General features: G+C 64.7%; 21 protein-coding genes and 1 pseudogene. 14 read left to right on the top strand and 8 right to left on the bottom strand.

Features of this window, described 5'->3' with window-relative positions; genetic code table 11:
• Positions 1–111 precede the first annotated feature (111 nt).
• The 6 genes from CAL28_RS17845 (at position 112) to CAL28_RS17820 (ending at position 8,850) form a co-directional block, all read left to right on the top strand.
• A complete protein-coding gene (locus tag CAL28_RS17845) occupies positions 112–1,044 on the top strand; it encodes an alpha/beta fold hydrolase (protein WP_094842617.1) in 933 nt (310 codons plus the stop codon).
• A 40-nt stretch (positions 1,045–1,084) separates the two neighbouring features.
• On the top strand, positions 1,085–1,933 hold the full coding sequence (locus tag CAL28_RS17840) for a 3',5'-nucleoside bisphosphate phosphatase (RefSeq protein WP_094842616.1): 849 nt from the start codon (positions 1,085–1,087) through the stop codon (positions 1,931–1,933).
• A gap of 96 nt (positions 1,934–2,029) precedes the next feature.
• Positions 2,030–2,587 carry a transcription elongation factor GreB gene (gene greB, locus CAL28_RS17835; RefSeq protein WP_094842615.1) on the top strand — a complete coding sequence of 186 codons (558 nt, stop codon included), beginning with the start codon at positions 2,030–2,032 and terminating at the stop codon, positions 2,585–2,587.
• Between the two features lie 89 nt (positions 2,588–2,676).
• Entirely contained in the window at positions 2,677–6,714 is a 4,038-nt protein-coding gene (purL, locus tag CAL28_RS17830) for a phosphoribosylformylglycinamidine synthase (protein ID WP_094842614.1), read from the top strand.
• A 14-nt stretch (positions 6,715–6,728) separates the two neighbouring features.
• Complete coding sequence (locus tag CAL28_RS17825) at positions 6,729–8,201, top strand: M20 family metallopeptidase (RefSeq protein ID WP_094842613.1); 1,473 nt, start codon at positions 6,729–6,731, stop codon at positions 8,199–8,201.
• A gap of 91 nt (positions 8,202–8,292) precedes the next feature.
• Entirely contained in the window at positions 8,293–8,850 is a 558-nt protein-coding gene (locus CAL28_RS17820; RefSeq protein WP_094842612.1) for a DUF1415 domain-containing protein, read from the top strand.
• A gap of 47 nt (positions 8,851–8,897) precedes the next feature.
• Here CAL28_RS17820 and CAL28_RS17815 read toward each other — a convergent pair whose 3' ends face one another.
• Positions 8,898–9,731, bottom strand: coding sequence for a class I SAM-dependent methyltransferase (locus CAL28_RS17815; RefSeq protein ID WP_094842611.1), 834 nt, complete (start codon positions 9,729–9,731; stop codon positions 8,898–8,900).
• 325 nt (positions 9,732–10,056) lie between these two features.
• On the opposite strand from CAL28_RS17815, the gene fusA reads away from it, so the two are divergent.
• The 3 genes from fusA (at position 10,057) to guaA (ending at position 15,557) form a co-directional block, all read left to right on the top strand.
• The gene (gene fusA, locus CAL28_RS17810) at positions 10,057–12,165 is read left to right on the top strand and encodes an elongation factor G (RefSeq protein ID WP_094842610.1); all 2,109 of its coding nucleotides are present in this window, start codon (positions 10,057–10,059) and stop codon (positions 12,163–12,165) included.
• 233 nt (positions 12,166–12,398) lie between these two features.
• The gene (gene guaB / locus CAL28_RS17805; protein WP_094842609.1) at positions 12,399–13,859 is read left to right on the top strand and encodes an IMP dehydrogenase; all 1,461 of its coding nucleotides are present in this window, start codon (positions 12,399–12,401) and stop codon (positions 13,857–13,859) included.
• A gap of 105 nt (positions 13,860–13,964) precedes the next feature.
• A complete protein-coding gene (gene guaA, locus CAL28_RS17800; RefSeq protein WP_094842608.1) occupies positions 13,965–15,557 on the top strand; it encodes a glutamine-hydrolyzing GMP synthase in 1,593 nt (530 codons plus the stop codon).
• Positions 15,558–15,738: 181 nt separating this feature from the next.
• Here guaA and CAL28_RS17795 read toward each other — a convergent pair whose 3' ends face one another.
• Positions 15,739–16,698 (bottom strand): LysR family transcriptional regulator, encoded by a 960-nt coding sequence (locus CAL28_RS17795; protein ID WP_176464033.1) that lies wholly within the window; start codon positions 16,696–16,698, stop codon positions 15,739–15,741.
• An 80-nt stretch (positions 16,699–16,778) separates the two neighbouring features.
• Between CAL28_RS17795 and CAL28_RS17790 the strand changes: the two genes are divergently transcribed.
• Positions 16,779–17,795, top strand: coding sequence for an NADP-dependent oxidoreductase (locus tag CAL28_RS17790; RefSeq protein ID WP_094842607.1), 1,017 nt, complete (start codon positions 16,779–16,781; stop codon positions 17,793–17,795).
• Positions 17,796–17,860: 65 nt separating this feature from the next.
• Positions 17,861–18,163 carry a putative quinol monooxygenase gene (locus tag CAL28_RS17785; RefSeq protein ID WP_094844700.1) on the top strand — a complete coding sequence of 101 codons (303 nt, stop codon included), beginning with the start codon at positions 17,861–17,863 and terminating at the stop codon, positions 18,161–18,163.
• Between the two features lie 52 nt (positions 18,164–18,215).
• Here the strand turns inward: CAL28_RS17785 and CAL28_RS17780 are convergent, their stop codons facing one another.
• On the bottom strand, positions 18,216–19,205 hold the full coding sequence (locus tag CAL28_RS17780) for an MBL fold metallo-hydrolase (RefSeq protein WP_176464032.1): 990 nt from the start codon (positions 19,203–19,205) through the stop codon (positions 18,216–18,218).
• Between the two features lie 161 nt (positions 19,206–19,366).
• Between CAL28_RS17780 and CAL28_RS17775 the strand changes: the two genes are divergently transcribed.
• Complete coding sequence (locus tag CAL28_RS17775) at positions 19,367–19,978, top strand: TetR/AcrR family transcriptional regulator (protein ID WP_254926159.1); 612 nt, start codon at positions 19,367–19,369, stop codon at positions 19,976–19,978.
• A 260-nt stretch (positions 19,979–20,238) separates the two neighbouring features.
• On the opposite strand, the gene CAL28_RS17770 is transcribed toward CAL28_RS17775, so the two are convergent.
• A complete protein-coding gene (locus CAL28_RS17770; RefSeq protein ID WP_094842604.1) occupies positions 20,239–20,625 on the bottom strand; it encodes a nuclear transport factor 2 family protein in 387 nt (128 codons plus the stop codon).
• Between the two features lie 212 nt (positions 20,626–20,837).
• Here CAL28_RS17770 and CAL28_RS17765 point away from each other — a divergent pair, with 212 nt between their 5' ends.
• Positions 20,838–21,347, top strand: coding sequence for a MarR family winged helix-turn-helix transcriptional regulator (locus tag CAL28_RS17765; RefSeq protein WP_094842603.1), 510 nt, complete (start codon positions 20,838–20,840; stop codon positions 21,345–21,347).
• Positions 21,340–21,636 (top strand): annotated as a pseudogene (locus tag CAL28_RS17760) (LysR family transcriptional regulator); the annotation flags it as partial. The gene CAL28_RS17765 and the pseudogene CAL28_RS17760, both read left to right, overlap by 8 nt.
• Before the next feature lie 147 nt (positions 21,637–21,783).
• Here CAL28_RS17760 and CAL28_RS17755 read toward each other — a convergent pair.
• The 4 genes from CAL28_RS17755 to CAL28_RS17740 are packed head-to-tail and all read right to left on the bottom strand — an operon-like array spanning position 21,784 to position 24,420.
• Positions 21,784–23,046 (bottom strand): MFS transporter, encoded by a 1,263-nt coding sequence (locus CAL28_RS17755; protein ID WP_094842602.1) that lies wholly within the window; start codon positions 23,044–23,046, stop codon positions 21,784–21,786.
• Positions 23,043–23,372 carry a hypothetical protein gene (locus CAL28_RS17750; RefSeq protein ID WP_094842601.1) on the bottom strand — a complete coding sequence of 110 codons (330 nt, stop codon included), beginning with the start codon at positions 23,370–23,372 and terminating at the stop codon, positions 23,043–23,045. The genes CAL28_RS17755 and CAL28_RS17750 overlap by 4 nt, the downstream gene beginning before the upstream one ends.
• Before the next feature lie 2 nt (positions 23,373–23,374).
• Positions 23,375–23,938: a cysteine hydrolase family protein gene (locus CAL28_RS17745; protein ID WP_094842600.1), complete on the bottom strand. Its 564-nt coding sequence runs from the start codon at positions 23,936–23,938 to the stop codon at positions 23,375–23,377.
• A 29-nt stretch (positions 23,939–23,967) separates the two neighbouring features.
• Entirely contained in the window at positions 23,968–24,420 is a 453-nt protein-coding gene (locus CAL28_RS17740; protein WP_094842599.1) for a MarR family winged helix-turn-helix transcriptional regulator, read from the bottom strand.
• Between the last annotated feature and the right edge of the window lie 59 nt (positions 24,421–24,479).

The following is a 24,479-nucleotide window of genomic DNA, read 5'->3' as shown; positions in this document are numbered from 1 at the left end:
GGGTCGGGATGGCGCCAGGCCGGCACGCGCGCCTTGGGTGAAGAGGCCGCCAGGTCCTGGGATAACATAGTCGTGGCCGGCGGCCTGGCCCGGCTTCCCTCTGGAGCGCCCATGCAAGATCCGCGTCTCGATTTCGTCACCTGCGCCAGTCCGGCGGGCATGCATCGCATGGCGTACTGGGAATGGGGCGACCCTGCCAACGATAGGGTATTGCTGTGCGTGCATGGCTTGACGCGTACCGGGCGCGACTTCGACACCCTGGCGCGCCGCTTGTCCGGCGACTACCGTGTGGTGTGCCCGGACGTCGTGGGGCGGGGCGCCTCCGATTGGCTGCTCAACCCCACCTTTTATACCGTGCCCCAATACGTGGCCGACATGGTGACGCTGATCGCGCGCCTGCGCCCCGGGACGCTGCATTGGGTCGGCACATCGATGGGCGGGCTGATCGGCATGGTGCTGGCAGGCTCGGCCGCCGTTTCCACGCGGATGCGCGAGGCACGCCAAGGCGCCAGCGGCAACCGACTGGGCAAGGCCGGCTTGCGCGTGGACAAGATGGTATTGAACGACGTCGGCCCCCGACTGGCCGCCGATGCCCTGGCGCGAATCGGGCAATACGTGGGGGAAGAGCAGGAATTTGCCTCCTTCGACGATGCGGTGGCTTACCTTCGGCAGGTGTCGGCATCCTTCGGCAGCCACACGGATGAGCAGTGGCGCGAGCTGGCGCGCCACGTATTCCTGCAGCGAGGCAACCGCTGGATCAAGCATTACGACCTGGGCCTGGCCATGCCTTTCGCGGCACAGAACGACGCCGCCATGGCGGCCGGCGAACAGTTGCTCTGGCATTCCTACGAGGCCATCGACTGCCCCATCCTGGTCATGCGGGGGCAGCAATCGGATCTGCTCAGCGCCGAAACCGCGGCCGAGATGGTGCGGCGTAATCCCCGCGCCCGCGCAATCGAGGTATCCGGGGTCGGGCATGCGCCGACCCTGATGGACGACGCCCAGATCGACCTGCTGGCCGTTTTTCTGCGCGAACCGGGCTGATTCCCTGGAGTGGCCCGCGCCGGGCGCCTACAATAGCCCCATGCATCCCACTCCTGCTTACAACGTCGATCTGCACTGCCATTCCACCGTCTCGGACGGCGTCCTGTCGCCTCGCGATGTAGCGCTGCGCGCGCACGGCAACGGCGTGGACGTCTGGGCGCTGACCGATCACGATGAGGTCGGCGGCCAGGCCGAGGCGGCGGCCGCGGCGCGGGAGATCGGCATGCGGTTCATTACCGGCGTGGAGATATCCGTCACCTGGGCCAGCCAGACGGTCCATATCGTCGGCCTGGGATTCGACCCGGAACATCAAGGCTTGCGCGAAGGCTTGCGCCGTACCCGGGCCGGCCGCGCGGACCGCGCGCGCAGGATAGGCGAAAAACTGGCGGCGATGGGCATGCCCGGCGCCTTCGAGGGGGCCCTGCCGTTCGCCGGCAATCCGGAGCTGATCAGCCGCACGCACTTCGCGCGCTACCTGGTGGAAGCCGGCTTTTGCCCCGATGTCCAGACGGTCTTCAACAAATACCTGGGCGATGACTGCCCGGGCCAGGTGGCCATCCAGTGGGCAACCCTTTCCGAGGCGATCGGCTGGATCCACGACGCGGGCGGACGCGCGGTCGTCGCCCATCCCGGCCGCTACAAGTACACGCCGCTGCAGTTTGCCGCGTTTTTCGACGAATTCCAGGCACTGGGCGGCGAGGGCATCGAGGTCACCACCGGCAGCCATACCGCCGACGAATGCCGGCGGTATGCCGAGGTCGCCCGGGAGCGAGCATTGCTGGCGTCGCGTGGGTCGGACTTCCACAGTCCGCACGAAAGCCGGGTCGACCTGGGGCGCCTGCCGCCCCTGCCGGCCGACCTGAAGCCAGTCTGGCACGACTGGGTTTGATACACCGGCGTCCCAGCCAGGCGCTCCATCGCAATCGCCGTACGCCATATCGGTACACCGCGCATACCGTTTTGCGACCAGGCATCCGAGTCCGCCATGAATAAAGCCTTTGTGAAAGAGTCCGAACAGGACGAAGACGACGACATCCCGCATGCCCAGGCCCTGCCGCCCGGCACGCGAAACTACATCACGCCGCAGGGTTATGCCCGCCTGCGCGACGAGCTGGTGCATTTGATGAACGTGGAGCGCCCGTCGGTCGTGCAGGTGGTGTCGTGGGCGGCCTCGAACGGCGATCGTTCGGAAAACGGCGATTACCTGTATGGCAAAAAGCGCCTGCGTGAAATCGACCGCCGCATGCGTTTCCTGACGCGGCGCCTGGACATTGCCGAGGTGGTCGACCCGGCCGTGCAGCCCAACCGCGACCAGGTGTTCTTCGGCGCCACGGTCCTTTATATGGACAAGGCGGGCGACGAGCACGAGGTCACCATCGTCGGCGTGGACGAGGCCGAGCCGCTGGCCGGCAAGATCAGCTGGATTTCGCCGGTGGCCAGGGCCTTGCTGAAGGCCCGCGAGGGCGATACCGTGACGCTGCGCACACCTGGGGGCGTGGAGTCGCTGGAGATCCTGGAAGTGCGATATCCGGACGCCGCCTGAGGGCGCGAGACAAAACCGTCCTATCCGGCGAAAGCGGTGGCCGTAACGGGTAAAATCCTGGTTTTGCCCCTCCTTCTACGGCGCCCATCGTGTCCATCGTTCAGTACCTTCCCGGTTCGTCTGTCCTGTCCACATTTCGTCGCGAGCGCCTGCTCGCCCAACTGAAACAGGCCGGCTTGCCGGTGGCGGACATCGCGGCCCGCTACGAGCATTTCGTGCTGTGCGACACGGCGCTCGCCCCGGCGGACCAGCAAAGGCTGGCGGAACTGCTCGACTACGGCGATCCCTACGATGGGGCCGAGCCGGCCAAGGCCCTGGTGCTGCGGGTCATCCCCCGCCTGGGGACGATTTCGCCCTGGGCCAGCAAGGCCACCGATATCGCGCACAACTGCGGATTCGCCGGTGTCCGCCGCATTGAGCGGGGCGTGCGCTATATGCTGACGCCGGAACGCGGCCTGTTGGGGGCGAAGGCCTTCGACGACGCCATGCTGGCCCGCGCGGCCGACTGCCTGCACGACCGGATGATCGAAACCGTGGTGGACGCCCAGTTCGACGGCCAGGCTTTGTTCGCGCCGGTGGAAGGGCGTCCCATGCGCACCGTGCCGGTGCTTGCGCAGGGCCGCACCGCGCTGGAGCAGGCCAACACCACGCTCGGGCTGGCGCTTTCCGGCGATGAAATCGACTATCTTGCCGAGGCCTTCGCCCGGCTTGAACGCGATCCGACGGATGTAGAGCTGATGATGTTCGCACAGGCCAACAGCGAACATTGCCGGCACAAGATCTTCAACGCCCAGTGGGTCATCGACGGTCAGCCGCAGGACAAGACCTTGTTCGGCATGATCCGCGCCACGCATGCCGCCCAGCCGGGCGGCACCGTGGTGGCGTATTCCGATAACGCCGCCATCATGGAAGGGGGGACGGCGCAGCGCTTCCATGCGGGCGTCGCCGGTACGGCGGACGATGCGTTGACATACAAGCGCCGCGAAGCCCTCGTCCACACCTTGATGAAGGTCGAGACCCACAACCATCCCACCGCCATCGCCCCATTTCCGGGCGCATCGACGGGCGCGGGGGGCGAAATCCGCGACGAGGGCGCGACGGGCCGCGGCTCCAAGCCCAAGGCCGGACTGACGGGCTTTACCGTTTCCCATCTGCGTTTCGATGACGCGCCGCAGCCCTGGGAGGCCGACCATCATGGCTTGCCGGACCGCATCGCGTCCCCGCTCTCCATCATGATCGACGGCCCGCTTGGCGGCGCCGCGTTCAACAACGAATTCGGGCGGCCCAACCTGCTGGGCTATTTCCGTACCTTCGAACAAAGCGCCGGCGGCACGCGCTGGGGGTATCACAAGCCCATTATGATCGCCGGCGGCCTGGGCAGCATCGATGCGGGCCTGACGCACAAGGAAAGAATTCCCGGTGGCGCCTTGCTGATCCAGCTGGGCGGTCCGGGCCTGCGCATCGGCATGGGCGGCGGCGCCGCTTCCAGCATGGGGGTGGGCAGCAATAGCGCCGATCTGGATTTCGATTCCGTCCAGCGCGGCAATCCGGAAATCGAGCGCCGTGCGCAGGAAGTCATCGACCGCTGCTGGCAGCAGGGCGACCGCAACCCCATCCTGGCCATCCATGACGTCGGCGCGGGCGGCTTGTCCAATGCCTTCCCGGAACTGGTGAACGACGCCGGCCGTGGCGCCGTCTTCGATCTGAAGCGTGTTCCGGTGGAAGAATCCGGAATGTCGCCTGCCGAGATCTGGAGCAACGAATCCCAGGAGCGCTATGTCCTGGCGGTCATGCCGGAGGACCTGGCCCGTTTCGACGACATCGCGCGGCGCGAACGCTGCCCCTACGCCGTCGTCGGGGTGGCCACCGAAGAACGGCAACTGCGGGTGGTGCAGGGCGAAGGCTTGCCTGGCGTGGATCCGCAAGGCGAGGCGGCCGGCCCGGTGCGGCCGGTGGACGTGCCGATCGATGTCATCCTGGGCAAGCCGCCGCGCATGACCCGCGATGTCCAGCGCCTGCCCGGCGTTGGCGAGCCCATCGATCTTGCCGGTATCGACCTGACCGAAGCGGCCTATCGCGTGCTGCGCCATCCCACGGTGGCCAATAAAACCTTCCTGATCACCATTGGCGACCGCAATGTGGGCGGCTTGTCCGCGCGCGACCAGATGGTCGGCCCGTGGCAGGTACCGGTGGCCGACTGCGCGGTCACCCTCTCCGATTACGAGGGCTTCCGCGGCGAGGCCATGGCGATGGGCGAACGGACCCCCATCGCCATGATCAATGCCCCTGCCTCCGGCCGCATGGCCGTGGCCGAAGCCTTGACCAACCTGGCGGCGGCGGATGTGCGCCAGGTGGAACATATCAAGCTGTCCGCCAACTGGATGGCCGCCTGCGGCGTGCCGGGGCAGGATGCCGCCTTGTACGACACGGTGTCGGCGGTCAGCGAGCTGTGCCAGACGGTCGGGTTGTCGATCCCGGTTGGCAAGGATTCCCTGTCCATGAGGACCTCCTGGTCGCAGGATGGCGAGCAGCGCCAGGTCGTCTCGCCGGTCTCGCTGATCGTCACCGCGTTCGCCCCGGTGGCCGACGCGCGGGAAAGCCTGACGCCGCGCCTGCGCACCGACGCGGGCGACACGGTGTTGATCCTCATCGACCTGGGGCGCGGCCTGCATCGCATGGGCGGCTCCATCCTGACGCAGGTCTATAACCAGGTCGGAACCGAAACCCCGGACATCGACGTCCCGCAGGACCTGCGGGCCTTTTTCATCACCATTCGCACGCTGGCCGAGGCCGGCACTTTGCTGGCGTACCATGACCGCTCCGATGGCGGCCTGTTCGCGACGCTGTGCGAAATGGCATTCGCCGGCCACACCGGCGTATCGGTCAACCTGGACATGCTGACCTTCGACGCCAATTCGGCCGATTGGGGCGATTACAAGATCCGGCCCGAACAGGTCGCGGTACAGCGCGAGGAACTTACCCTGAAAGCCTTGTTTTCGGAAGAGGCGGGCGCGGTGATCCAGGTTCCGGCGGCGCAGCGCGATGCGGTGATGCAGGTGCTGCGCGGGGCGGGGCTGTCCAAATTCGCTCACGTCATCGGTGGCTTGAACGACAGCGACGAAGTCGAGTTCTTCCGCGATGGCCGCAAGATCTGGGCTCAGCCGCGCGCCGAACTCGGTCGTGCCTGGAGCGAAACCAGCTATCGCATCATGTCCCGTCGCGACAATCCCGCCTGCGCGCAGGCGGAATTCGACGTCTGGCAGGACAAGGAAGATCCGGGCTTTTCACCCTTGGTCGCGTTCGATCCGCAGGAAGATGTCGCCGCCCCATATATCTCCACGGGCCGGCGTCCGTGCGTGGCCATCCTGCGCGAACAGGGTTGCAATAGCCAGGTCGAGATGGCGTGGGCCTTCGATACCGCCGGGTTCGACGCGGTCGATGTCCATATGACGGACCTGCTGACCGGCCGTGTGGACCTGCGCGGCGTGAACGGGATGGTCGCGGTGGGTGGTTTCAGCTACGGCGACGTGCTGGGCGCCGGCGAAGGCTGGGCCCGCACCATACGCTTCAACAGCCAGCTGGCGGACCAATTCTCTGCGTTCTTCGGCCGGCAGGATACCTTCGGCCTGGGCGTATGCAATGGCGCCCAGATGTTTGCCGCGCTGGCCAGCATGATTCCCGGTGCGCAGGCGTGGCCGCGCTTCACGCGCAACCTGTCCGAAAAGTACGAGGCGCGCCTCGCCATGGTCGAGATCGCCGAGTCGCCGTCGATCTTCTTCGCCGGCATGGCCGGTACCCGCGTGCCGGTGGCGGTGGCGCATGGCGAAGGTTATGCGAACTTCGCGCGCCAGGGAGACCCGGCCGGGGTCATCGCCGCCGCGCGGTACATCGACAACCGTGGCGGCCATACCGAAGCCTATCCCTACAATCCCAATGGCAGTCCGGGCGGCATCACGTCGGTGACGACCGCGGACGGACGCTTCACCGCCATCATGCCGCACCCCGAACGCGTCACGCGCAACGTGATGATGTCCTGGGCGCCGGAAAAATGGGGCGCGCGCGATAGCGGCGGCGCCTTCAGTCCCTGGATGCGCGCGTTCCGCAATGCCCGTGTCTGGATGAAATAAGCCAAGGAGCTCCCATGAACGCCCGCGTTCCCGATTCCGCGCATTCCGGTCCCCTCGATCCCGGGGCCTTGCAAGCCTACGTCGACCAGAAATGGGACGGCGACATCGTGCCCGCCTTGACGGACTACATCGCCATTCCGGCCAAGAGTCCGGCCTTCGATGCCGATTGGGAGGCGAACGCTTATATCGAGCGCGTGGTGCGTGACGCGGCGCAATGGGTCGAGACGCAGAAGGTTCGCGGGTTGACTCTGGAAGTCGTGCGCCTGCCCGGGCGTACGCCGGTGATCTTTTTCGACGCGCCGGCGACGCGCACCGACAACGGCGATACGGTGTTGCTGTATGGCCACCTGGACAAGCAGCCGGAGTTCTCCGGCTGGCGGGCCGGACTGGGCCCCTGGACGCCCAAATACGAGGACGGCAAGCTCTATGGCCGCGGCGGCGCCGACGACGGCTATGCGATCTATGCATCGCTGACCGCCATCCTGGCGCTGGACAAGCAGGGCGTACCGCGCCCGCGCTGCGTCGGCATCGTCGAAACCTGTGAAGAGTCGGGCAGCTACGATCTGCTGCCTTATGTCGACGCGCTTCGTCCGCGCCTGGGCAACGTGGCGCTGGTGGTGTGCCTGGATTCCGGCGCCGGCAATTACGACCAGCTATGGATGACCACGTCCCTGCGCGGCATGGTGTCCGGTACGCTTGAGGTCCAGGTTCTGGACGAAGGTGTGCACTCGGGCGATTCCAGCGGTGTCGTGCCTTCCAGCTTCCGTATCCTGCGCCACTTGCTGGATCGACTGGAGGACAGCGCGACGGGGCGGCTGCTGCCGCAGAGCTTCCATTGTGAAATTCCCGCCGAACGCATCGAACAGGTGCACGCGACCGCCAAGATCCTGGGAGACGAAGTCTGGCGCCGGTTCCCCTGGAGCTGCGGGGCCGACGGCGGCTTCGTGCTGCCGATGACCACCGATCCGGAAGAAGCCCTATTGAGCCGCACCTGGCGGCCCACGCTGTCGGTCACGGGTGCGGATGGCCTGCCGCCCCTGTCCAGTGCCGGCAATGTCCTGCGGCCTCGTACCGCTTTCAAGCTGTCCTTGCGCCTGCCGCCCCTGGTCGACGCGGTCGCCGCCGCGCAGGAACTGAAATCGCTGCTGGAGCATGACGCCCCGTACAACGCGAAGGTGATTTTCAAGCCCAACGAAGGGCAGGCCACCGGCTGGAACGCGCCCGCGTCGCAGCCATGGCTGACCGCCGCGCTGGACGCCGCTTCCCGGCAATACTACGGCGCGCCCTGCGGCTATATCGGCCAGGGCGGGACCATTCCGCTGATGAATACCTTGCAGCAGGGCTTTCCCCGCGCGCAATTCATGGTCTGCGGGGTACTGGGCCCGAAATCGAACGCGCACGGCCCCAACGAATTCCTGCACGTGCCTTATGGCAAGAAGCTGACCGCGGCAGTGGCGCAGACCATCGCGGCGATGCCGGCCGCCTGAGCAGGCAGAAGGGCGCGCGGTCCTGTCGACGTCGCGCCCGTTTCCGCACCTCCATCGCCATCCGCCAATCTCTCTGCGGCAGTAGCCAGGCATGACCGATACGGAACCCCAGGCGCATGACGCCATCGCGGCCACCCAAGCGTGGCTGACCCGCGCGGTCATCGGCTTGAACCTGTGTCCTTTCGCCAAGGCCGTGCACGTGAAGGGCCAGATCCGGTATGTGGCCAGCGCGGCGACGGACGAAGAGGGCGTTGCGGCCGAGCTCGAACGTGAGCTGCAATTCCTGGCCGACAGCGATCCGGACGCCATCGATACGACGCTGATCATCCTGCCGCATGCCTTGCGGGATTTCGGCGACTATAACGACTTCCTTGGTAGGGGCGACCGGCTGCTCAAGCGCCTGCGCCTGCGCGGCGTCCTGCAGATCGCCAGCTTCCATCCCGACTACCAGTTCGCCGATGCCGAACCTGGCGACATCGAAAACTGCACCAACCGCGCGCCCTATCCCATCCTGCACCTGCTGCGCGAGGCCAGCGTGGCCAGGGCGGTGGACGCGTATCCCGATCCCGATAATATCTATCGGCGCAATCAGGAAACCCTGCGCCGCCTGGGATGGGAGGGCTGGCGCAAGGTGTTACGCGGGGAATAGCGCGGGCCTGCGGACAGGGCGGCTGGACGGCGGCGCCCCGGTACGCGTTAAGCCTCTGGGGCAAAGAAGCGCGTCTTCAGTTCCTGCAGCCCGATGCGATCGAGCATGGCGTTTAGCCGTTCGGCCGCGCGCCGTTGCGGTGCGTTCTTGTATTGCGCGATGATCAGCTCATTCTTCATCGAGTGCTCCCAGCCGACCAATTCCGTCACGCTGACCTGATATCCGTGCGCTTCCAGCTGCAGGCAACGCAGGACGTTGGTGACCTGGCTGCCGAACTCACGGGTGTGCAAGGGGTGGCGCCAGATTTCCGATAAGGGGTCGCCCATCGCCTGCTGCTTGTTGCGCCGGAGCGCCGCCGCGACTTCCGCCTGGCAGCAAGGCACCACGACGATGTAGCGCGCCTGCTTGCGCAGCGCGAAGCGGATCGCGTCGTCCGTCGCCGTATCGCAGGCATGCAGGGCGGTCACGATGTCGACCGTCGGCGGCAATTCCACGGATTCGGTGGCCTGCGCCACCGACAGGTTCAGGAAAGACATACCCCGCGCAAAGCCCAGCCGCTGCGCCAGTTCGCGCGTATGCAGCACCAGCTGTTCGCGCGTTTCGATGCCATAGATATGGGAACGGTCGCCCAGGTCCTTGAAGAACAGGTCGTACAGGATGAAGCCCAGGTATGACTTGCCCGCGCCGTGGTCGACCAGCGAGATATCGCGGCCGTCTTCCTTCAGGCTCTTGAGCAGGGGCTCGATGAACTGGAACAGGTGATAGACCTGCTTGAGCTTGCGGCGGCTGTCCTGGTTCATCTTGCCGTCGCGCGTCAGGATGTGCAGCTCCTTCAGCAGTTCGATGGACTGGCCGGGACGTATATCGTGGGTATTGGACATGGCTGGGAAAAACGGGCCCGGTGTCGTGGGCCGGGACGGCGTCATTCTACTTGCATGCGCGCCATGGATAATCCGGCGGCGCCCGCGCCCATGGCCGGCCGGGCCGCGCGGGTCGGCCGGCCCGGCTCCGATCCATGCATGAAAACAGGGACGCAATCTTGAAAACGAGCGCCGTAGCCCCAATTTACTGGGCCTCTCCGTCCTTGCGCTTTCCTTAGTGCAAGGCGAAGATACTGGTCGGAGTTCCCCGCGCGTCGCGTTGTCGCGCTGTCGCGGAAGCCCGTGCGGCGCGTATCGCCGGACGGCACCATCCTTGGAGAAAATCGTGCCTCGCAAGACCCCTATCGAGAATTACCGCAACATCGGTATCAGCGCGCATATCGACGCTGGGAAAACGACGACCACCGAGCGCATTCTTTTCTATACCGGGGTGAATCACAAAATCGGCGAGGTGCACGATGGCGCCGCCACCATGGACTGGATGGAGCAGGAGCAGGAACGCGGCATCACGATTACGTCGGCCGCTACCACGGCCTTCTGGCGCGGCATGGCGGGCAACTACCCCGAGCACCGCATCAACATTATCGACACCCCGGGCCACGTGGACTTCACCATCGAGGTCGAGCGTTCCATGCGCGTGCTGGACGGCGCCTGCATGGTGTACGACTCCGTGGGCGGCGTGCAGCCGCAGTCCGAGACCGTCTGGCGCCAGGCCAACAAATACAAGGTGCCCCGCATCGCGTTCGTCAACAAGATGGACCGCATCGGCGCGGATTTCTTCCGCGTGCAGCGCCAGATCGGCGAACGCCTGAAGGGCGTGGCCGTGCCCATCCAGATTCCGGTTGGCGCGGAAGACCACTTCCAGGGCGTCATCGACCTGGTGAAGATGCAGGCCATCATCTGGGACGACGAAAGCCAGGGTGTCAAATTCCAGTACGCCGAGATCCCGGCCGAACTGCGCGAACAGGCGCAGGAATGGCACGACAAGATGGTCGAGGCGGCCGCCGAGGCCAACGAAACCCTGCTCGATAAATACCTGGGTGGCGAAACCCTGACCGAAGCGGAGATCAAGCAGGGCTTGCGCTCGCGCACCATCGCCAACGAAATCGTGCCGATGCTGTGTGGCAGCGCCTTCAAGAACAAGGGCGTGCAGGCCATGCTGGATGCCGTCATCGACTACCTGCCGTCGCCGGTGGACGTGCCCGCCATCAAGGGCCACGACGAAAGCGACAAGGAAATCGAGCGCCATCCCGCCGACGACGAGAAATTCTCGGCGCTGGCCTTCAAGATCATGACCGATCCCTTCGTCGGCCAGCTGGTGTTCTTCCGGGTGTATTCGGGCGTGGTCAATTCCGGCGATACCGTGCTGGTTTCCAGCAAGGGCAAAAAGGAGCGCCTGGGCCGGCTGCTGCAGATGCACGCCAACGAGCGCAAGGAAATCAAGGAAGTCCGTGCCGGCGATATCGCCGCCGCGGTCGGCCTGAAAGACGTCACCACCGGCGACACGCTGTGCGACCCGGGGCAGGCCATCGTCTTGGAAAAAATGATCTTCCCCGAGCCGGTGATTTCGCAGGCCGTGGAGCCCAAGACCCAGGCCGACCAGGAGAAAATGGGCGTGGCACTGAACCGGCTGGCGCAGGAAGACCCGTCGTTCCGCGTCCATACCGACGAGGAATCCGGCCAGACGATCATCTCCGGCATGGGCGAACTGCACCTGGAGATCCTGATCGACCGGATGAAGCGCGAATTCGGCGTGGAAGCCACGGTAGGCAAGCCGCAGGTCGCGTACCGCGAAACGGTGCGCGCCACCGCCACGGACGTCGAAGGCAAGTTCGTCAAGCAATCCGGGGGGCGCGGCCAGTACGGCCATGCCGTCATCACGCTGGCGCCGAACGAGCCGGGCAAGGGCTATGAATTCGTCGACGCCATCAAGGGCGGCGTCATTCCGCGCGAATACATCCCTGCTGTCGACAAGGGTATTCAGGACACCCTGCGGTCAGGCATCCTGGCCGGTTATCCGGTCGTCGACGTGAAAGTCACGCTGACCTTCGGTTCGTACCATGACGTGGACTCCAACGAAAACGCCTTCCGCATGGCGGGCTCCATGGCCTTCAAGGAAGCCATGCGGCGCGCCAAGCCGGTGCTGCTGGAGCCCATGATGCACGTGGAGGTGGAAACCCCCGAGGACTTCATGGGCAATGTCATGGGCGACCTGTCGTCGCGGCGCGGCATGGTGCAGGGCATGGACGACATCGCGGGCGGCGGCGGCAAGCTGGTGCGCGCCGAGGTGCCCCTGTCCGAGATGTTCGGCTACTCCACCACGCTGCGTTCGCTGACCCAGGGCCGGGCGACGTACACCATGGAGTTCAAGCACTACGCCGAAGTACCGCGCCAGATCGCCGAAGAAGTCATGGCGGCCAAGGGCGGCAAGTAGGGGACGCCACAGGTGCTTTGCCGTTAAGGGCAGGGCGGTGGACGGTCCGGCGGGGGCCGGGCCGCCGCTGCGGCCGCGGGTGTCCGGACCATGCCGGTGCCCGTGGTCGGGGGCGGTTCGCCACGTGCGGCCGCCCGTCGGCGCGTATAACGGCATACCCCCGTACCCTAGGGCTTACACCTAGAAAATCCGGACGGAACGCGTATAATCTTGCTTTGCGCCCGGAGCTTCCCATGCGTCTCATCCAAACCGCGCTCACCTTCGACGACGTTCTGTTGGTGCCCGCGTTCTCCCAGGTGCTGCCACGCGACACCTCGCTGGCCACCCGCCTGACCCGCAACATCACCCTGAATATTCCGCTCGTGTCCGCCGCCATGGACACCGTGACCGAATCGAACCTGGCCATTGCCATGGCGCAGGAAGGCGGGATAGGCATCATTCACAAGAATTTGTCTGCGGATGAGCAGGCACGGGAAGTCGCCCGCGTAAAGCGGCATGAATTCGGCATCGTGATCGATCCGATCACCGTCACGCCGCAAATGAAGGTCCGCGATGCCATCGCGCTGCAGCGCCAGCACGGCATCTCCGGCCTGCCGGTCGTGGAAGGCCGCAAGGTCGTCGGCATCGTCACCAACCGCGACCTGCGATTCGAAGCCCGCCTGGACGAGTCCATCCGTACCATCATGACCCCGCAGGAACGCCTGGTCACGATGCGTGAAGGCGCCACCCTGGACGAAGCCCAGCACCTGATGCACAAGCACCGCCTGGAGCGCGTGCTGATCGTCAACGACGCCTTCGAACTGCGCGGCCTGGCCACCGTCAAGGACATCGTCAAGAACACCGCGCACCCGCAGGCCAACAAGGATGCCCATGGCCAGCTGCGCGTCGGCGCCGCCGTCGGCGTGGGCGCCGGCACGGAAGAACGGGTCGAAAAACTCGTCGCCGCGGGCGTCGATGTCATCGTCGTCGATACCGCGCACGGCCATTCGGCCGGTGTGCTCGAAGGCGTGCGCTGGGTCAAGAAGAATTACCCCAAGGTCGACGTCATCGGCGGCAACATCGCCACCGCCGAAGCGGCTCGCGCCCTGATGGAACACGGCGCCGACGGCGTCAAGGTGGGCATCGGCCCCGGGTCCATCTGCACCACCCGCGTCGTCGCCGGCGTCGGCGTGCCGCAGATCACCGCGATTTCCGACGTCGCCAAGGCACTGGAAGGCACGGGCGTGCCGCTGATCGCCGACGGCGGCATCCGCTATTCGGGCGACGTCGCCAAGGCCCTGGCGGCCGGCGCCTTCGCCTGCATGATGGGCGGCATGTTCGCCGGCACCGAAGAAGCCCCTGGCGAAGTCGTGCTGTTCCAGGGCCGTTCGTACAAGTCGTACCGTGGCATGGGCAGCCTGGGCGCGATGGCCGACGGGTCGGCCGACCGCTACTTCCAGGATCCCGCCAACAACGCCGACAAACTGGTTCCCGAAGGCATCGAAGGCCGCGTCCCCTACAAGGGCAGCGTCCTGGCCATCATTTACCAGCTGGCCGGCGGGGTGCGCGCCTCCATGGGCTATTGCGGCTGCGCCACTATCGACGACATGCGCACCAAGACCCAATTCGTGCAGATTACGTCGGCGGGCTTCCGCGAGTCGCATGTCCACGACGTGCAGATCACCAAGGAAGCGCCTAACTACCGCGCCGAGTAATAGCCCGGCGCCTCGCCATGCCGTATCCGCGCACCGGGGGAAGTCAGCTTCCCGCCGGTGCGCTTTTCTATTCAAAGGGCGCCGCGCCCGATACCAGAGCCAACCATGCACCAGCGCATTCTGATCCTCGATTACGGTTCACAGGTCACCCAGCTTATCGCCCGCCGCGTGCGTGAAACCGGCGTCTATTGCGAGATCCATCCCGGCGACGTCGGCGATGATTTCGTGCGGGAACAGAAAGCCCAGGGGCTGAAGGGCATCATCCTGTCCGGCAGCCATGCCTCGGCCTACGAAGAGGGCTCGCTGCGCGTGCCGCAGGCGGTGTTCGAGGTCGGCGTGCCCGTGCTGGGCATCTGCTATGGCATGCAAAGCATGGCGCAGCAGCTGGGCGGCAAGGTCGAATGGTCCGATCACCGCGAGTTCGGCTACGCGGAAGTGCGCGCGCATGGCCATACGCGCCTGCTGACGGGTATCGAAGACTTCACCACGCCGGAAGGCCACGGCATGCTCAAGGTCTGGATGAGCCATGGCGACAAGGTCACCCAGCTGCCGCCGGGCTTCAAGCTGATGGCCTCCACGCCGTCCTGCCCCATCGCCGGCATGGCGGACGAAGACCGCCATTTCTACGGCGTCCAGTTCCATCCCGAAGTCACCCACACCATCCAGGGCAAGGCGTTGCTGGAACGCTTCGTCCGCGACATCTGCGGCTGCGCTGGCGATTGGAACATGCCGGACTACGTGTCCGAGGCCGTGCAGCGCATCCGCGACCAGGTCGGCAGCGACGAGGTCATCCTTGGCCTGTCCGGCGGCGTGGATTCGTCCGTGGCGGCGGCCTTGATCCACAAGGCGATCGGCGACCAGCTGACCTGCGTGTTCGTGGATCACGGCCTGCTGCGCCTGGACGAGGGCAAGCAGGTCATGCAGACCTTCGCCGAAAACATGGGCGTGAAGATCCTGCACATCGACGCCAGTGCCCAGTTCATGGGCAAGCTGGCCGGCGTGTCCGACCCCGAAGCCAAGCGCAAGATCATCGGCCGCGAGTTCGTCGAAGTCTTCCAGGCCGAAGCCGCGAAGCTGAAGGCGGCCAAGTGGCTGGCGCAAGGCACCATCTACCCGGACGTCATCGAGTCGGCCGGCGCGAAGACGGGCAAGGCGGTGGCCATCAAGTCGCACCACAACGTCGGTGGCCTGCCGGAAACCCTTAACCTGAAGCTGCTGGAGCCGCTGCGCGAACTGTTCAAGGACGAAGTGCGCGAGCTGGGCGTGGCCCTGGGCCTGCCGCCCTCGATGGTGTATCGCCATCCCTTCCCGGGTCCGGGCCTGGGCGTGCGCATCCTGGGCGAAGTGAAGTCCGAATTCGCCGACCTGCTGCGCCGCGCCGACGCGATTTTCATCGACGAACTGCGCAGCACGCTGGACCCCGTCAGCGGGAAGTCTTGGTACGACCTGACGTCACAGGCTTTCGCGGTGTTCCTGCCGGTGAAGTCGGTAGGCGTGATGGGCGATGGCCGCACGTACGATTATGTCGTCGCCCTGCGCGCCGTGCAGACCTCGGATTTCATGACCGCGGACTGGGCACCGCTGCCGTATCCCTTGCTGGCGAAGGTCAGCTCGCGGATTATCAATGAAGTGCGCGGGATCAACCGGGTGGTATATGACGTGAGCAGCAAGCCGCCTGCGACGATCGAGTGGGAGTGACCGGTCGCAGGTTCGAATAGCGTCGGATACTGTGTCGTAGGGTCGCGATTTTGCTGTTCCGGGAGACCCTGAACGATCTCCGAACATCTGTCGCAGCCCGCCTGATCGACATGAAGATGTCCTGCCAGAGCCGTTGCGTTGGGCCAAGGCGCGCTTCTGGGAGCTCGACGCCGCATGGCCGTCATCGCGCCTGGCCATTACCGCGACCCGGTATGGCCAAGTCCGGCACGGTCACCCTGTGCTCGAAGGCCGGTTCGAGCATGTCCAGGAAGGCGCGGACCGCAGGATTGCTGCGTCGGCTCTCGGGCCATAGCGCGGTGACATTCCGCCGTTCGACCGCGAAGTCTACGAGCACCGGCGACAGCTCTCCGCGCGCGATATAGGGTGCGGCGGCGAACGACGCGCCGATGCCGATCCCGCCGCCGGCGACGAGCGCGGCCATCACCGCCTCGCTGGCGTCCACGACGATGTCGGACCGTGGCAGGATCTCGATTTCCTGGCCGCCGATCCTGAAGGGCCAGCGGAACATCTGTCCCGTGCTCTGGTAGCGCAGGTTGACCGTGTCGTGGCCCTCGAGGTCGTGCGGATGCGCGGGCGCACCGCGCTCGGCGAGGTAGGCCGGTGACGCAAGGCAGCAAAGCCGATACGGCGCCAGCTTGCGCGACAGCAGGCGGCTGTCCGGGAGGTCACCGATACGGACGGCGACGTCGATCCCTTCGTCGATCAGATCGGCCATCTGGTCCCCGAGCCGAAGATCGATCGTCACGCTAGGGAAGCGCCGCCGGAACGCGGGCAGGGCAGGTGCGATAACGTGCAGACCGATTGGCAGGGAGGCGGCCACCCGCAGCGCGCCGCGAGGCGCCGAGCGCGCCGTCAGCGCCATCTGCTCGATTTCCTCGGCCTGGCGGATCAGATTCAAGGCTCGCTCGTAGAGGTCGCGGCCTTCGGGCGTGAACGCCAGCGAGCGCGTCGTCCGCGTGAACAGGGAGACCCCCAGGCGCTGCTCGAGTCGCTGGATGCTCTTGCTGACCGCCGAGGGGGAAACCGACAGCGACCGCGCAGCCGCCGCGTAGCTGCCCAGCGCGCCGACGCGTGCGAACGCGATCAAACCGGTGAGGCGGTCTAGGCTTATTCGTTCCATGACGGAACTATAAAACTGATCTCGGGCCTCATTATCAACTTTATTGTTCGCCGCTACATTTCTCCGCAAGGAGAAAGATCATGAGCGAAACGATGAAAGCGGTTCGACTGCACGCCTTTGGCGGACCTGACGTGCTGACTTACGAAGACGCGCCCAAGCCCGACGTCCGGCCGGGCGAGGTCTTGGTCCGTGTCCGGGCCGTAGGCCTCAATCCGCCGGACTGGTATCTACGCGACGGCTATCGCGCCCTGCCGCCCGAATGGCGCCCGAACGCCGACTTCCCGCTGATCCTGGGCACCGACATTTCTGGCGTGGTCGAAGCGACCGCGGCCGACGTCGACAGTTTCAAGGTCGGCGACGAGGTTCACGGCATGGTGCGTTTCCCCGACGGTGTGATGACCGGCGGCGGCGCCTATGCCGAGTATGTCAGCGCGCCGGCGTCGCATCTGGCCCACAAGCCTGCCAGGCTGGATCATATCCACGCGGCCGCCGCGCCGATGTCCCTGCTGACGGCGTGGCAGTTCCTGGTCGAGCTTGGCCACGACGCGCCCAACCCCTTCCAGAACTTCCCGCATGAGCCGGTCGAGCTTGAAGGCCAGACGGTGTTGATCAACGGCGCGGGCGGAGGCGTCGGCCATCTGGCGGCTCAGTTGGCCAAGGCGCGGGGCGCGCGGGTGATCGCCGTGGCCTCAGCCAAGAACGCGGCGATGCTCGGCGAGTTCGGAGTCGATCAGTTCATCGATTACGGAAAAACCGCTGTCGAGACGGTCGTCCGGGATGTCGACCTGGTGCTCGATGCGGTGGGCGGTCCGCGGATGGAGCGCTTCCTGAGCATGATCAAGCCCGGCGGCGCCCTGTTCCTGGTCAACCCTCTGGGCTTCGAGGGCCATGACGCCGCAGCGCAGCGCGGGATCAGGGTCTCGTCGACCCAGGTTCGCTCGAACGGCGCGCAGTTGGCGCAGGCTGCGGCGCTATTTGACCGGCAGGCTGTCCGGGTCGTCGTCGACAGCGTCTTTCCGTTGTCCGAGGCCTCCCGCGCACACCAACGCGCCGCCGAAGGCGGCATCCAGGGCAAGATCGTCCTGACCGTCTCCTGACCGCGACGTGCTTGCTCGTCGCGGCGGGCTCCGCTTCCTTGTTCGAACTCCTGGAGTCGTTCGCCATGCTCATCGTCACCGGTTACGTGCAGGTTCCGCCCTCGGACTTGCCGCGCTTCACCCGCGACCTCGCCGAACTTGCCGAAGCCACGCGCGAGCGAGACGGCGCCCTGTCCTATGACGCCGCCGTGATTGACGCGTCTCGCGGGCGGCTGCTCGTGATGGAGCGCTGGCGAGACCAGGAGGCCCTGAGCGCCCACCTGGCGGCCGCCGACACCATCGCCTTTGTGGCGCGATGGGGACAGCGGCTCTCGGCGGATATCAGAAAGTACGACGCGACACGCGAGCGAGCCTTGGCGGACGCCTGAACCTTCCAGGCGACCCGCGCCGCGTTTGTATTCGCGGGAACGCGGCGCTCCTCTATCGAGCCGATGCGGGGAAGACCGGAATTGCGGCGAAGCTGCGCGAGTCATGCGCCGGGAGCAGATGTACTTGAGGAAATTTTTCGCGGATCGCTCTGACGAGAGCGATATCCTTGTGCACCGCGATGTCGTTTTCGCCTATCAGCCAGCGAAGCATCCAAGGCTTCTCCGCAGGGATATCGATGCCTTCCATTTGGAATACGAGGTCCCCGATCAGGGCGTATCGGACGCCCGTCGGCAGGCTCACGAAGACGACGACCGAGTCCGGCGTATGGGCGGGAGCCGGGACGATGACCACCGAGCCGTCTCCGAAGACATCGTGGCTTCTCGGAAAGCCGAGATAGGGGCCGCCGTCGAAGTCATACAGCTTGTAGTTGACGGCCTGAAAGCTGTTGATGACTTCCGTCCCTTCCGCTTTGGACGCGATCCAGCGTCTTCCTGCCGCGGTCTCCATGACCGGAACGCCGCGAAAGTCGTCGATGCCGCTGACATGGTCCCAATGACTGTGGGTGGGGATGATCGCGGCGATATCGCCGGGATGGACGCCGCCGGCCGCCAACTGATCCACGGCTGGAACACCCTTGGTTTGCGGCGTACGCTGGATCGGCGGGATCAGCTTGATGTGTGCGTCGATGTTCCGGCCGAAACCCGTGTCGATCAACAGGTTTCCCTTCGGATGCCGGACGAGGAGGGCCGTCGCCGCAAGGTGACGTGTCTCGAACCACGCGCCGCCGCGATAGGTCAGGGCGGCCGGACTGTCATAGGTTCCGGTTGGCAGTGCGCTGATCGACATGGTGGCCGGCGGTGATGCGGGCGGCAGGTCGCCTACGGCGACGGCCGGAAGCTCAAGCTTTGCAGGGGTGAATGTCAGCGCCAACGCGGCGATCGCGATCAGGGCCGCCGTGCCGAGGCCGGCGAAGGCCCAGAGGACGATCTTGCCGGCCCTGGTCTTCGCGACGCCTTTCAGCCTGTCCCAGATTCTGATCATGTTCGCTTCACCTTTCTCTTCGTGAGGCATCGGACCTCCCGAGCCTGTGACGTTACGATAATGGACGTTATCCTATCATTTGGATATACGATAATGATTGTTATCGTTGGAGTCAATGACCGGTGAAGGACTGGGCCTCAGATCATCCCAAGGCGAAACTGATGGCGCGCAAGCGCGCCGCGATCGTCGACGCGGCGCGCGACGCCTTCCTTCGAGACGGCTATGGCGGGGCGAGCATGGAGAGGATCGCCAAGGACGCCGGTGTCTCGATCATGACCCTCTACCGCCACGCCGAGGGAAAGGACGACCTATTTTCGGCCGTCATCGCCCAGGCTTGCCATCCAGCCGATCAAGCCGAGCAGGCGCGCATCGATGAGTCCCTGCAGAAACCGCTGTCGGAAATCCTGGTTTTCATCGGCGTGATGTTTCAGGAACGGACCGCCAGCCCAGCGACGACAAGCTTGTTTCGAACGGTCATGGTCGAGAGCCCGCGCTTTCCGCACCTCGCGGATATCGCCTATCGCGGCCTGATCGGCGCGCACGCGGACGCCCTGGATGCTTTTCTTGGACAGAGAGAGGAAACCGCGGCCCTCGATCCAAGGCAGCGCCAAAAGCTGAGCACCGCCTTCCTCGATCGTCTGGTGGGACTCGATAGCTTCCGCGTGCTCCTCGGGCTCGAGGGGGCGACGGACGTCGAACGGCTTGACCGCGCCAAGCAAGCCGCCGCCGAATTGATCTCCGCATTGTCCGCGCCGACAAGCGGCTCGGGCTGATCCAGAGAAGAGTGCGGGTCACAGCACTCCGCCAGCCGTCCGGGATCGGTGGGAAGCGAACGCGGCGGTCTCGGGCGGCTTCATCAGGTGCCAGACCAAGCCAACGCCGACGGTACTTTTCGCCGCAATCTGGGTTCAGGCGTCTGAGCTGAAAGGATTACGGAGGAGGTCACCCCCCCGTCAGATTTTATGGCTTGAACCTGCCCAGTTCGTGGGAGGAGGTCACCCGCAGGCGCCGCCTTCGAGGCGGCGCGGCTTCATTAGGAATATCGTTGAAATATCTTGGAGATGATCTTCCACTGACCGTCGATCTTGAGCAGAGAAAGAAAGTCGTGAAAGCTGGCCCCCATAACATCGTTCTCCATATCGACTCGGACAACTGCCGCCGTCGGGGCAATAGCCAGGATATCCAGGCGACTACGAACGTTCGGCGAAGCCCCCAGCGACTTGAAGAAGCTCGCAAATACCGGTGTGGCAGGGCCTTGAAGGAGATCATTGCCGCTGTAGCCCCACATCACTGAATTTTTGTGGAAGGCTCGCTCGATGCCGGAGATGTCTCCGGCGCGGTAGCCGTCGATATAGGCTTGTGCGGCCTCAATCACGGCGTCGTACTCACTTGTAGCGATTGGTTTGATGTGCGAAGTCATAGTCATTCCTTGGATATTTCTCGGTGAAGTCCGGGTTCGATGGGTGTCGCCGAACCGAGCAGCGCGACCACCTCAATGAGAGCGATGAAGGTCCTTTTCGGTGCTGGAGCAAGGTCGAGGGGCTCGTCGTTCCGCACGGCGCGATATTTATATGCGTCAAGCATACATCATCGGACCTTGATTTGCATGCGTGGCGCACATAAAATTTCGGCATGAAAGCACACAAGATCGAGAACGTTGTTGGTGCGCTGGCGTTGGCGCTATCCGACCCCTTGCACGTCGATACGCAGGCGCAGGCACCAGAACCCGGGCCAGCTGCGGCAGCCATCGCACTGATAGGTCATGAGCCGGGACTCGCTATCGAGCAGCTTCGCCGCGCTTTGCGCCTCTCACATCCTGGGACAGTTCGCCTGGTGGACCGTCTTGCTAACGACGGTCTTGTTGAGCGCCGGGCAAGCCTTGAGGACCGGCGCGCTGTGGCTTTGCATCTCACGCACGCCGGAGAGGCAAGCTTCGACGCCATACTGGCAGCGAGGCGGAAAAGCATCGCATGTGCGCTGAAGTCCCTAAGTGGTGAAGAGCGGGAAATCTTTGGTCGCTTGGCCGAGAAGCTATTGGGAAGCCTGATACGGGACGCGGATAAGGCATACCAAGTGTGCCGTCTGTGCGACCGGAAATCATGCGACGCCTGTCCAGTCGAGGAGGCGTTGGAGAATGACTGAGGCGCACCCTGGCAGCTTCGCGCGCGCAGCGGACGAGCTGGCAATAACCGAAGGTGCAATCAGCCGCCAGATAGGTCGGCTGGAGGCTCTCCTCGGTGTGACGCGGTTCGAGCGCGTCGGCAATCGCGTCAGGTTTCTGCCAAGCGGGGAGCGGTATGCCGCCCAGGTTCGCGAGTCTCTCGACCGGCTGGAGCGTGATAGCCAGTATCTTATGGGGTAGCCCAGCGATGGCACCGGCATCGATATCGCTACGATTCCGACTTTCGCCACGCGATGGTTCATTCCCCGCCCCCGACTATCGCCACGTCTGCATCGTCGCCGCAGCCGTTGGCAGGCTGTTTTCGATCATGCGATTCTCGTAACGATGCGCGCGGCCTCAACCAAAACTTCCGGTCGGCATACACGCCGCCTTGCGAGGCCGGTGAGGTCGTGTCGTTCAACATGATCGCGAGTTGTTCCCCTTGTGAAGTTCGTCCCGCTGCGGCCGATGAATTTGCCGTGTGATGGTGTAGACGGCCACGATGGCCGCGGCGATGCCCGATGCCGCGCCGACGCCGAGTGCCCATCGTGGACCCAGATGGTTTGCCACCCAACCCACGATCGGTGCACCGATCGGCGTACCTCCGAGCGCGATGGCCACGCGCAGTGCCATCACCCGTCCCCGCATGGCGGGCTCGGTCGTGAGCTGCATCAGGCTGTTGGTCGCGTTGGTGAAGGTTAAGGCGGCTATCCCGATGACAACCAATGCAGCGGCGAACAGCCAGTAGTTCGGGGCGATAGCGGCCAGCGTGCAACCGAATCCGAAAATCGCGGCACCGATCAGCAGCGAGGTAAATCGTGGCCGATCGCGGCCCGCGGCAAGCAGTGCTCCTGAGACCGTACCGATGGCCATGATCGACGACAGGAGGCCGTAGCCACGTGCATCTGCGTGGAAGACACTGACGGCCATGGTTGAGATGAAGATCGGGAAATTCAGTCCGAACGTACCGATCAGGAACAACATGACCAGGATCGCCTTGAGGTCTGGTCGGGACCATACGTAGCGCAATCCCTCTGTCAGACTCCCCTTGGTTCGGTGTGCCCGTGCGTTCGCATGCAGACCGGAGATACGGAGCAGAAACAGGGATGCCAGTACTGCGACGAAGCTGGCCCCGTTGAGCAGAAATGCCCAGCCGGTGCCAACCGAAGCGATGACCGCACCGGCTATCGCGGGCCCGATCATGCGCGCCGCGTTGAACGAGGTCGAGTTGAGCGCGACCGCGTTTGGCAGATCCGCATCGCCAACCAGTTCTGTCACAAAGGTTTGGCGAACGGGGGCATCAAAGGCCGAAGCGCAGCCGGACAGAAAGGCGAATACATAGACGTGCCAGAGCTGGACGCTATCCGTGACGGTGAGAAGCCCCAACACCAGGGCAAGAACCCCCATCGTCGCCTGGGTCGCTATCAGGAGCTTGCGCTGGTTGTAGTGATCGGCCGCGAAGCCAGTCCAGGGCAGCAGCAGGAGTTGTGGCCCGAACTGGAGCGCCATGACCGTGCCCACGGCCGACGCATCGTGATGGGTGAGTTGGGTGAGGACCAGCCAGTCCTGGGCGGTGCGCTGCATCCATGTCCCGATATTCGAGACCAGCGTTCCGGCCGCCCAGATCCGGTAGTTGAAGTTCCTCAGCGAACGGAAGACGCCCGTTGCTGCCGTGCTCACGAACGCTCTGGCCTATTGCCGCCGTGGAAGCGGCCAAATAGCCGTGCGGAAAGCAGTCCGATGGCCAGGATGCCAAGCCCGAATGCGATCGCATCGCTCGTGCGTTTCAGGTCGAAATCACCGACGCGGAAAATGAGCGTGTAGCCGATGACCAGATTGAGAAACCCCCAGAGCACATTCACCGTCGATGAGGATAACCCTTGCCCTGGCGGTTTCGCGAATGGACTCTGAAACGGTTCTCCCTTTACGCCGGCGACGAAGTGCGGCACAGCGTTTGTAAGAAAGGCACCGCCGAAGAAGTAAGAGATGAGATGAAGCCATATCATTTTCAGGCGCTCCTTGTCGACAGCAGGTCGATGACGTCTTGGGCCGTGCCCATTTCCCCCAGCTTCGGAAAAACGTTCTTGATGCTGTAGTCATGCGCCTCAGGACGTGCGTCCGTCATGGCGTCCAGGACCAGGGTGACATTGAAGCCATGCTCGTACGCCTGGCGCGCGGTCGACTCGACGCCAGTCCCGGTGGCGACACCAGTGATGACGACCTGGGTGACACCCAGCGTCTTTAGCTGGCTTTCGAGATCGGTGTTGGCGAACGCGCCCCAGGTGCGCTTCGTCACGACGATATCGCCGGGCTGCTGATCGAGTTCGGGGATGAAGTCAGTCCACCCAGCCGGGAATGATCCACTGTGACGCGGCCGCTCGGTACGGCCCGGCGCGACGCCGGCAACATTGACGAGAACGACCGGCAGGCCGCGTTCGCGAAACGCATCGAGCAGTGCGCGCGAACGATCGACGATCCCGTCAATGGGATGAACGAAAGGGGAGCCGACGATGCCTTTTTGCAGATCAACGACGATAAGGGCGGTATTCGGGTCGATCGTGGTGAGGGCCATGCTATCTCTTGAAACAGGGTGGTGTCGGTTCAGAAGTCGGCGAGGCGCTGCAGCAGCTTCACCGCAGCCCCGAGTTCGCCTTGTTCCTGGGGAGATAGTTGCGCCTGCAGGGCACGCACCAGCCAGTCTTCCTTGGCGGCCCGGCTTTCCTTTAGGGTCCTGCGAAAACCAGGTGTCAGGTCGACGAGGGTTTGCCGGCCATCGGTGGGATCGGGTTTGCCGCTGACGGCCTTCATCGCCTCCAGTCCGGCCACCGTGATACGCATGGACTGCGGACGGACGCTCTCCGCACGGGCCAGGGCGGACACGGTGGCGGGCCCGTCGCGGTCCAGGCGGAGAAGCACCGACTTCTGGGCGGACGTGAAGTCGCCAGGATGCGCCTGCTCCCGCACCCGTCGCACCAGTTTGCCTAGTGAAATGCGCAATTCGCCGGCTAGGGCGGCCGCCGATGGTGCCTTGGACGCGAGTGAGGACTTGGCCATGTCCAGACCATAACATGAATACAGAAAAACTGTACAGGTTAACTGTATTTATGGCCGCA

It is taken from the genome of Bordetella genomosp. 11 (assembly GCF_002261215.1).
Lineage (GTDB): Bacteria > Pseudomonadota > Gammaproteobacteria > Burkholderiales > Burkholderiaceae_B > Bordetella_C.
The sequence above is the reverse complement of the archived record's forward strand: the minus strand, read 5'-3'. Positions and strand labels throughout refer to the sequence as shown.

Coding starts and splice junctions, on each gene's coding strand:
- CAL28_RS17845 (WP_094842617.1), top strand. CDS start 112: ATGCAAGATCCGCGTCTCGATTTCGTCACCTGCGCCAGTCCGGCGGGC.
- CAL28_RS17840 (WP_094842616.1), top strand. CDS start 1,085: ATGCATCCCACTCCTGCTTACAACGTCGATCTGCACTGCCATTCCACC.
- greB (WP_094842615.1), top strand. CDS start 2,030: ATGAATAAAGCCTTTGTGAAAGAGTCCGAACAGGACGAAGACGACGAC.
- CAL28_RS17825 (WP_094842613.1), top strand. CDS start 6,729: ATGAACGCCCGCGTTCCCGATTCCGCGCATTCCGGTCCCCTCGATCCC.
- CAL28_RS17820 (WP_094842612.1), top strand. CDS start 8,293: ATGACCGATACGGAACCCCAGGCGCATGACGCCATCGCGGCCACCCAA.
- CAL28_RS17815 (WP_094842611.1), bottom strand. CDS start 9,731: ATGTCCAATACCCACGATATACGTCCCGGCCAGTCCATCGAACTGCTG.
- guaB (WP_094842609.1), top strand. CDS start 12,399: ATGCGTCTCATCCAAACCGCGCTCACCTTCGACGACGTTCTGTTGGTG.
- guaA (WP_094842608.1), top strand. CDS start 13,965: ATGCACCAGCGCATTCTGATCCTCGATTACGGTTCACAGGTCACCCAG.
- CAL28_RS17795 (WP_176464033.1), bottom strand. CDS start 16,698: ATGGAACGAATAAGCCTAGACCGCCTCACCGGTTTGATCGCGTTCGCA.
- CAL28_RS17790 (WP_094842607.1), top strand. CDS start 16,779: ATGAGCGAAACGATGAAAGCGGTTCGACTGCACGCCTTTGGCGGACCT.
- CAL28_RS17785 (WP_094844700.1), top strand. CDS start 17,861: ATGCTCATCGTCACCGGTTACGTGCAGGTTCCGCCCTCGGACTTGCCG.
- CAL28_RS17780 (WP_176464032.1), bottom strand. CDS start 19,205: ATGATCAGAATCTGGGACAGGCTGAAAGGCGTCGCGAAGACCAGGGCC.
- CAL28_RS17775 (WP_254926159.1), top strand. CDS start 19,367: ATGGCGCGCAAGCGCGCCGCGATCGTCGACGCGGCGCGCGACGCCTTC.
- CAL28_RS17770 (WP_094842604.1), bottom strand. CDS start 20,625: ATGACTTCGCACATCAAACCAATCGCTACAAGTGAGTACGACGCCGTG.
- CAL28_RS17765 (WP_094842603.1), top strand. CDS start 20,838: ATGAAAGCACACAAGATCGAGAACGTTGTTGGTGCGCTGGCGTTGGCG.
- CAL28_RS17750 (WP_094842601.1), bottom strand. CDS start 23,372: ATGATATGGCTTCATCTCATCTCTTACTTCTTCGGCGGTGCCTTTCTT.
- CAL28_RS17745 (WP_094842600.1), bottom strand. CDS start 23,938: ATGGCCCTCACCACGATCGACCCGAATACCGCCCTTATCGTCGTTGAT.
- CAL28_RS17740 (WP_094842599.1), bottom strand. CDS start 24,420: ATGGCCAAGTCCTCACTCGCGTCCAAGGCACCATCGGCGGCCGCCCTA.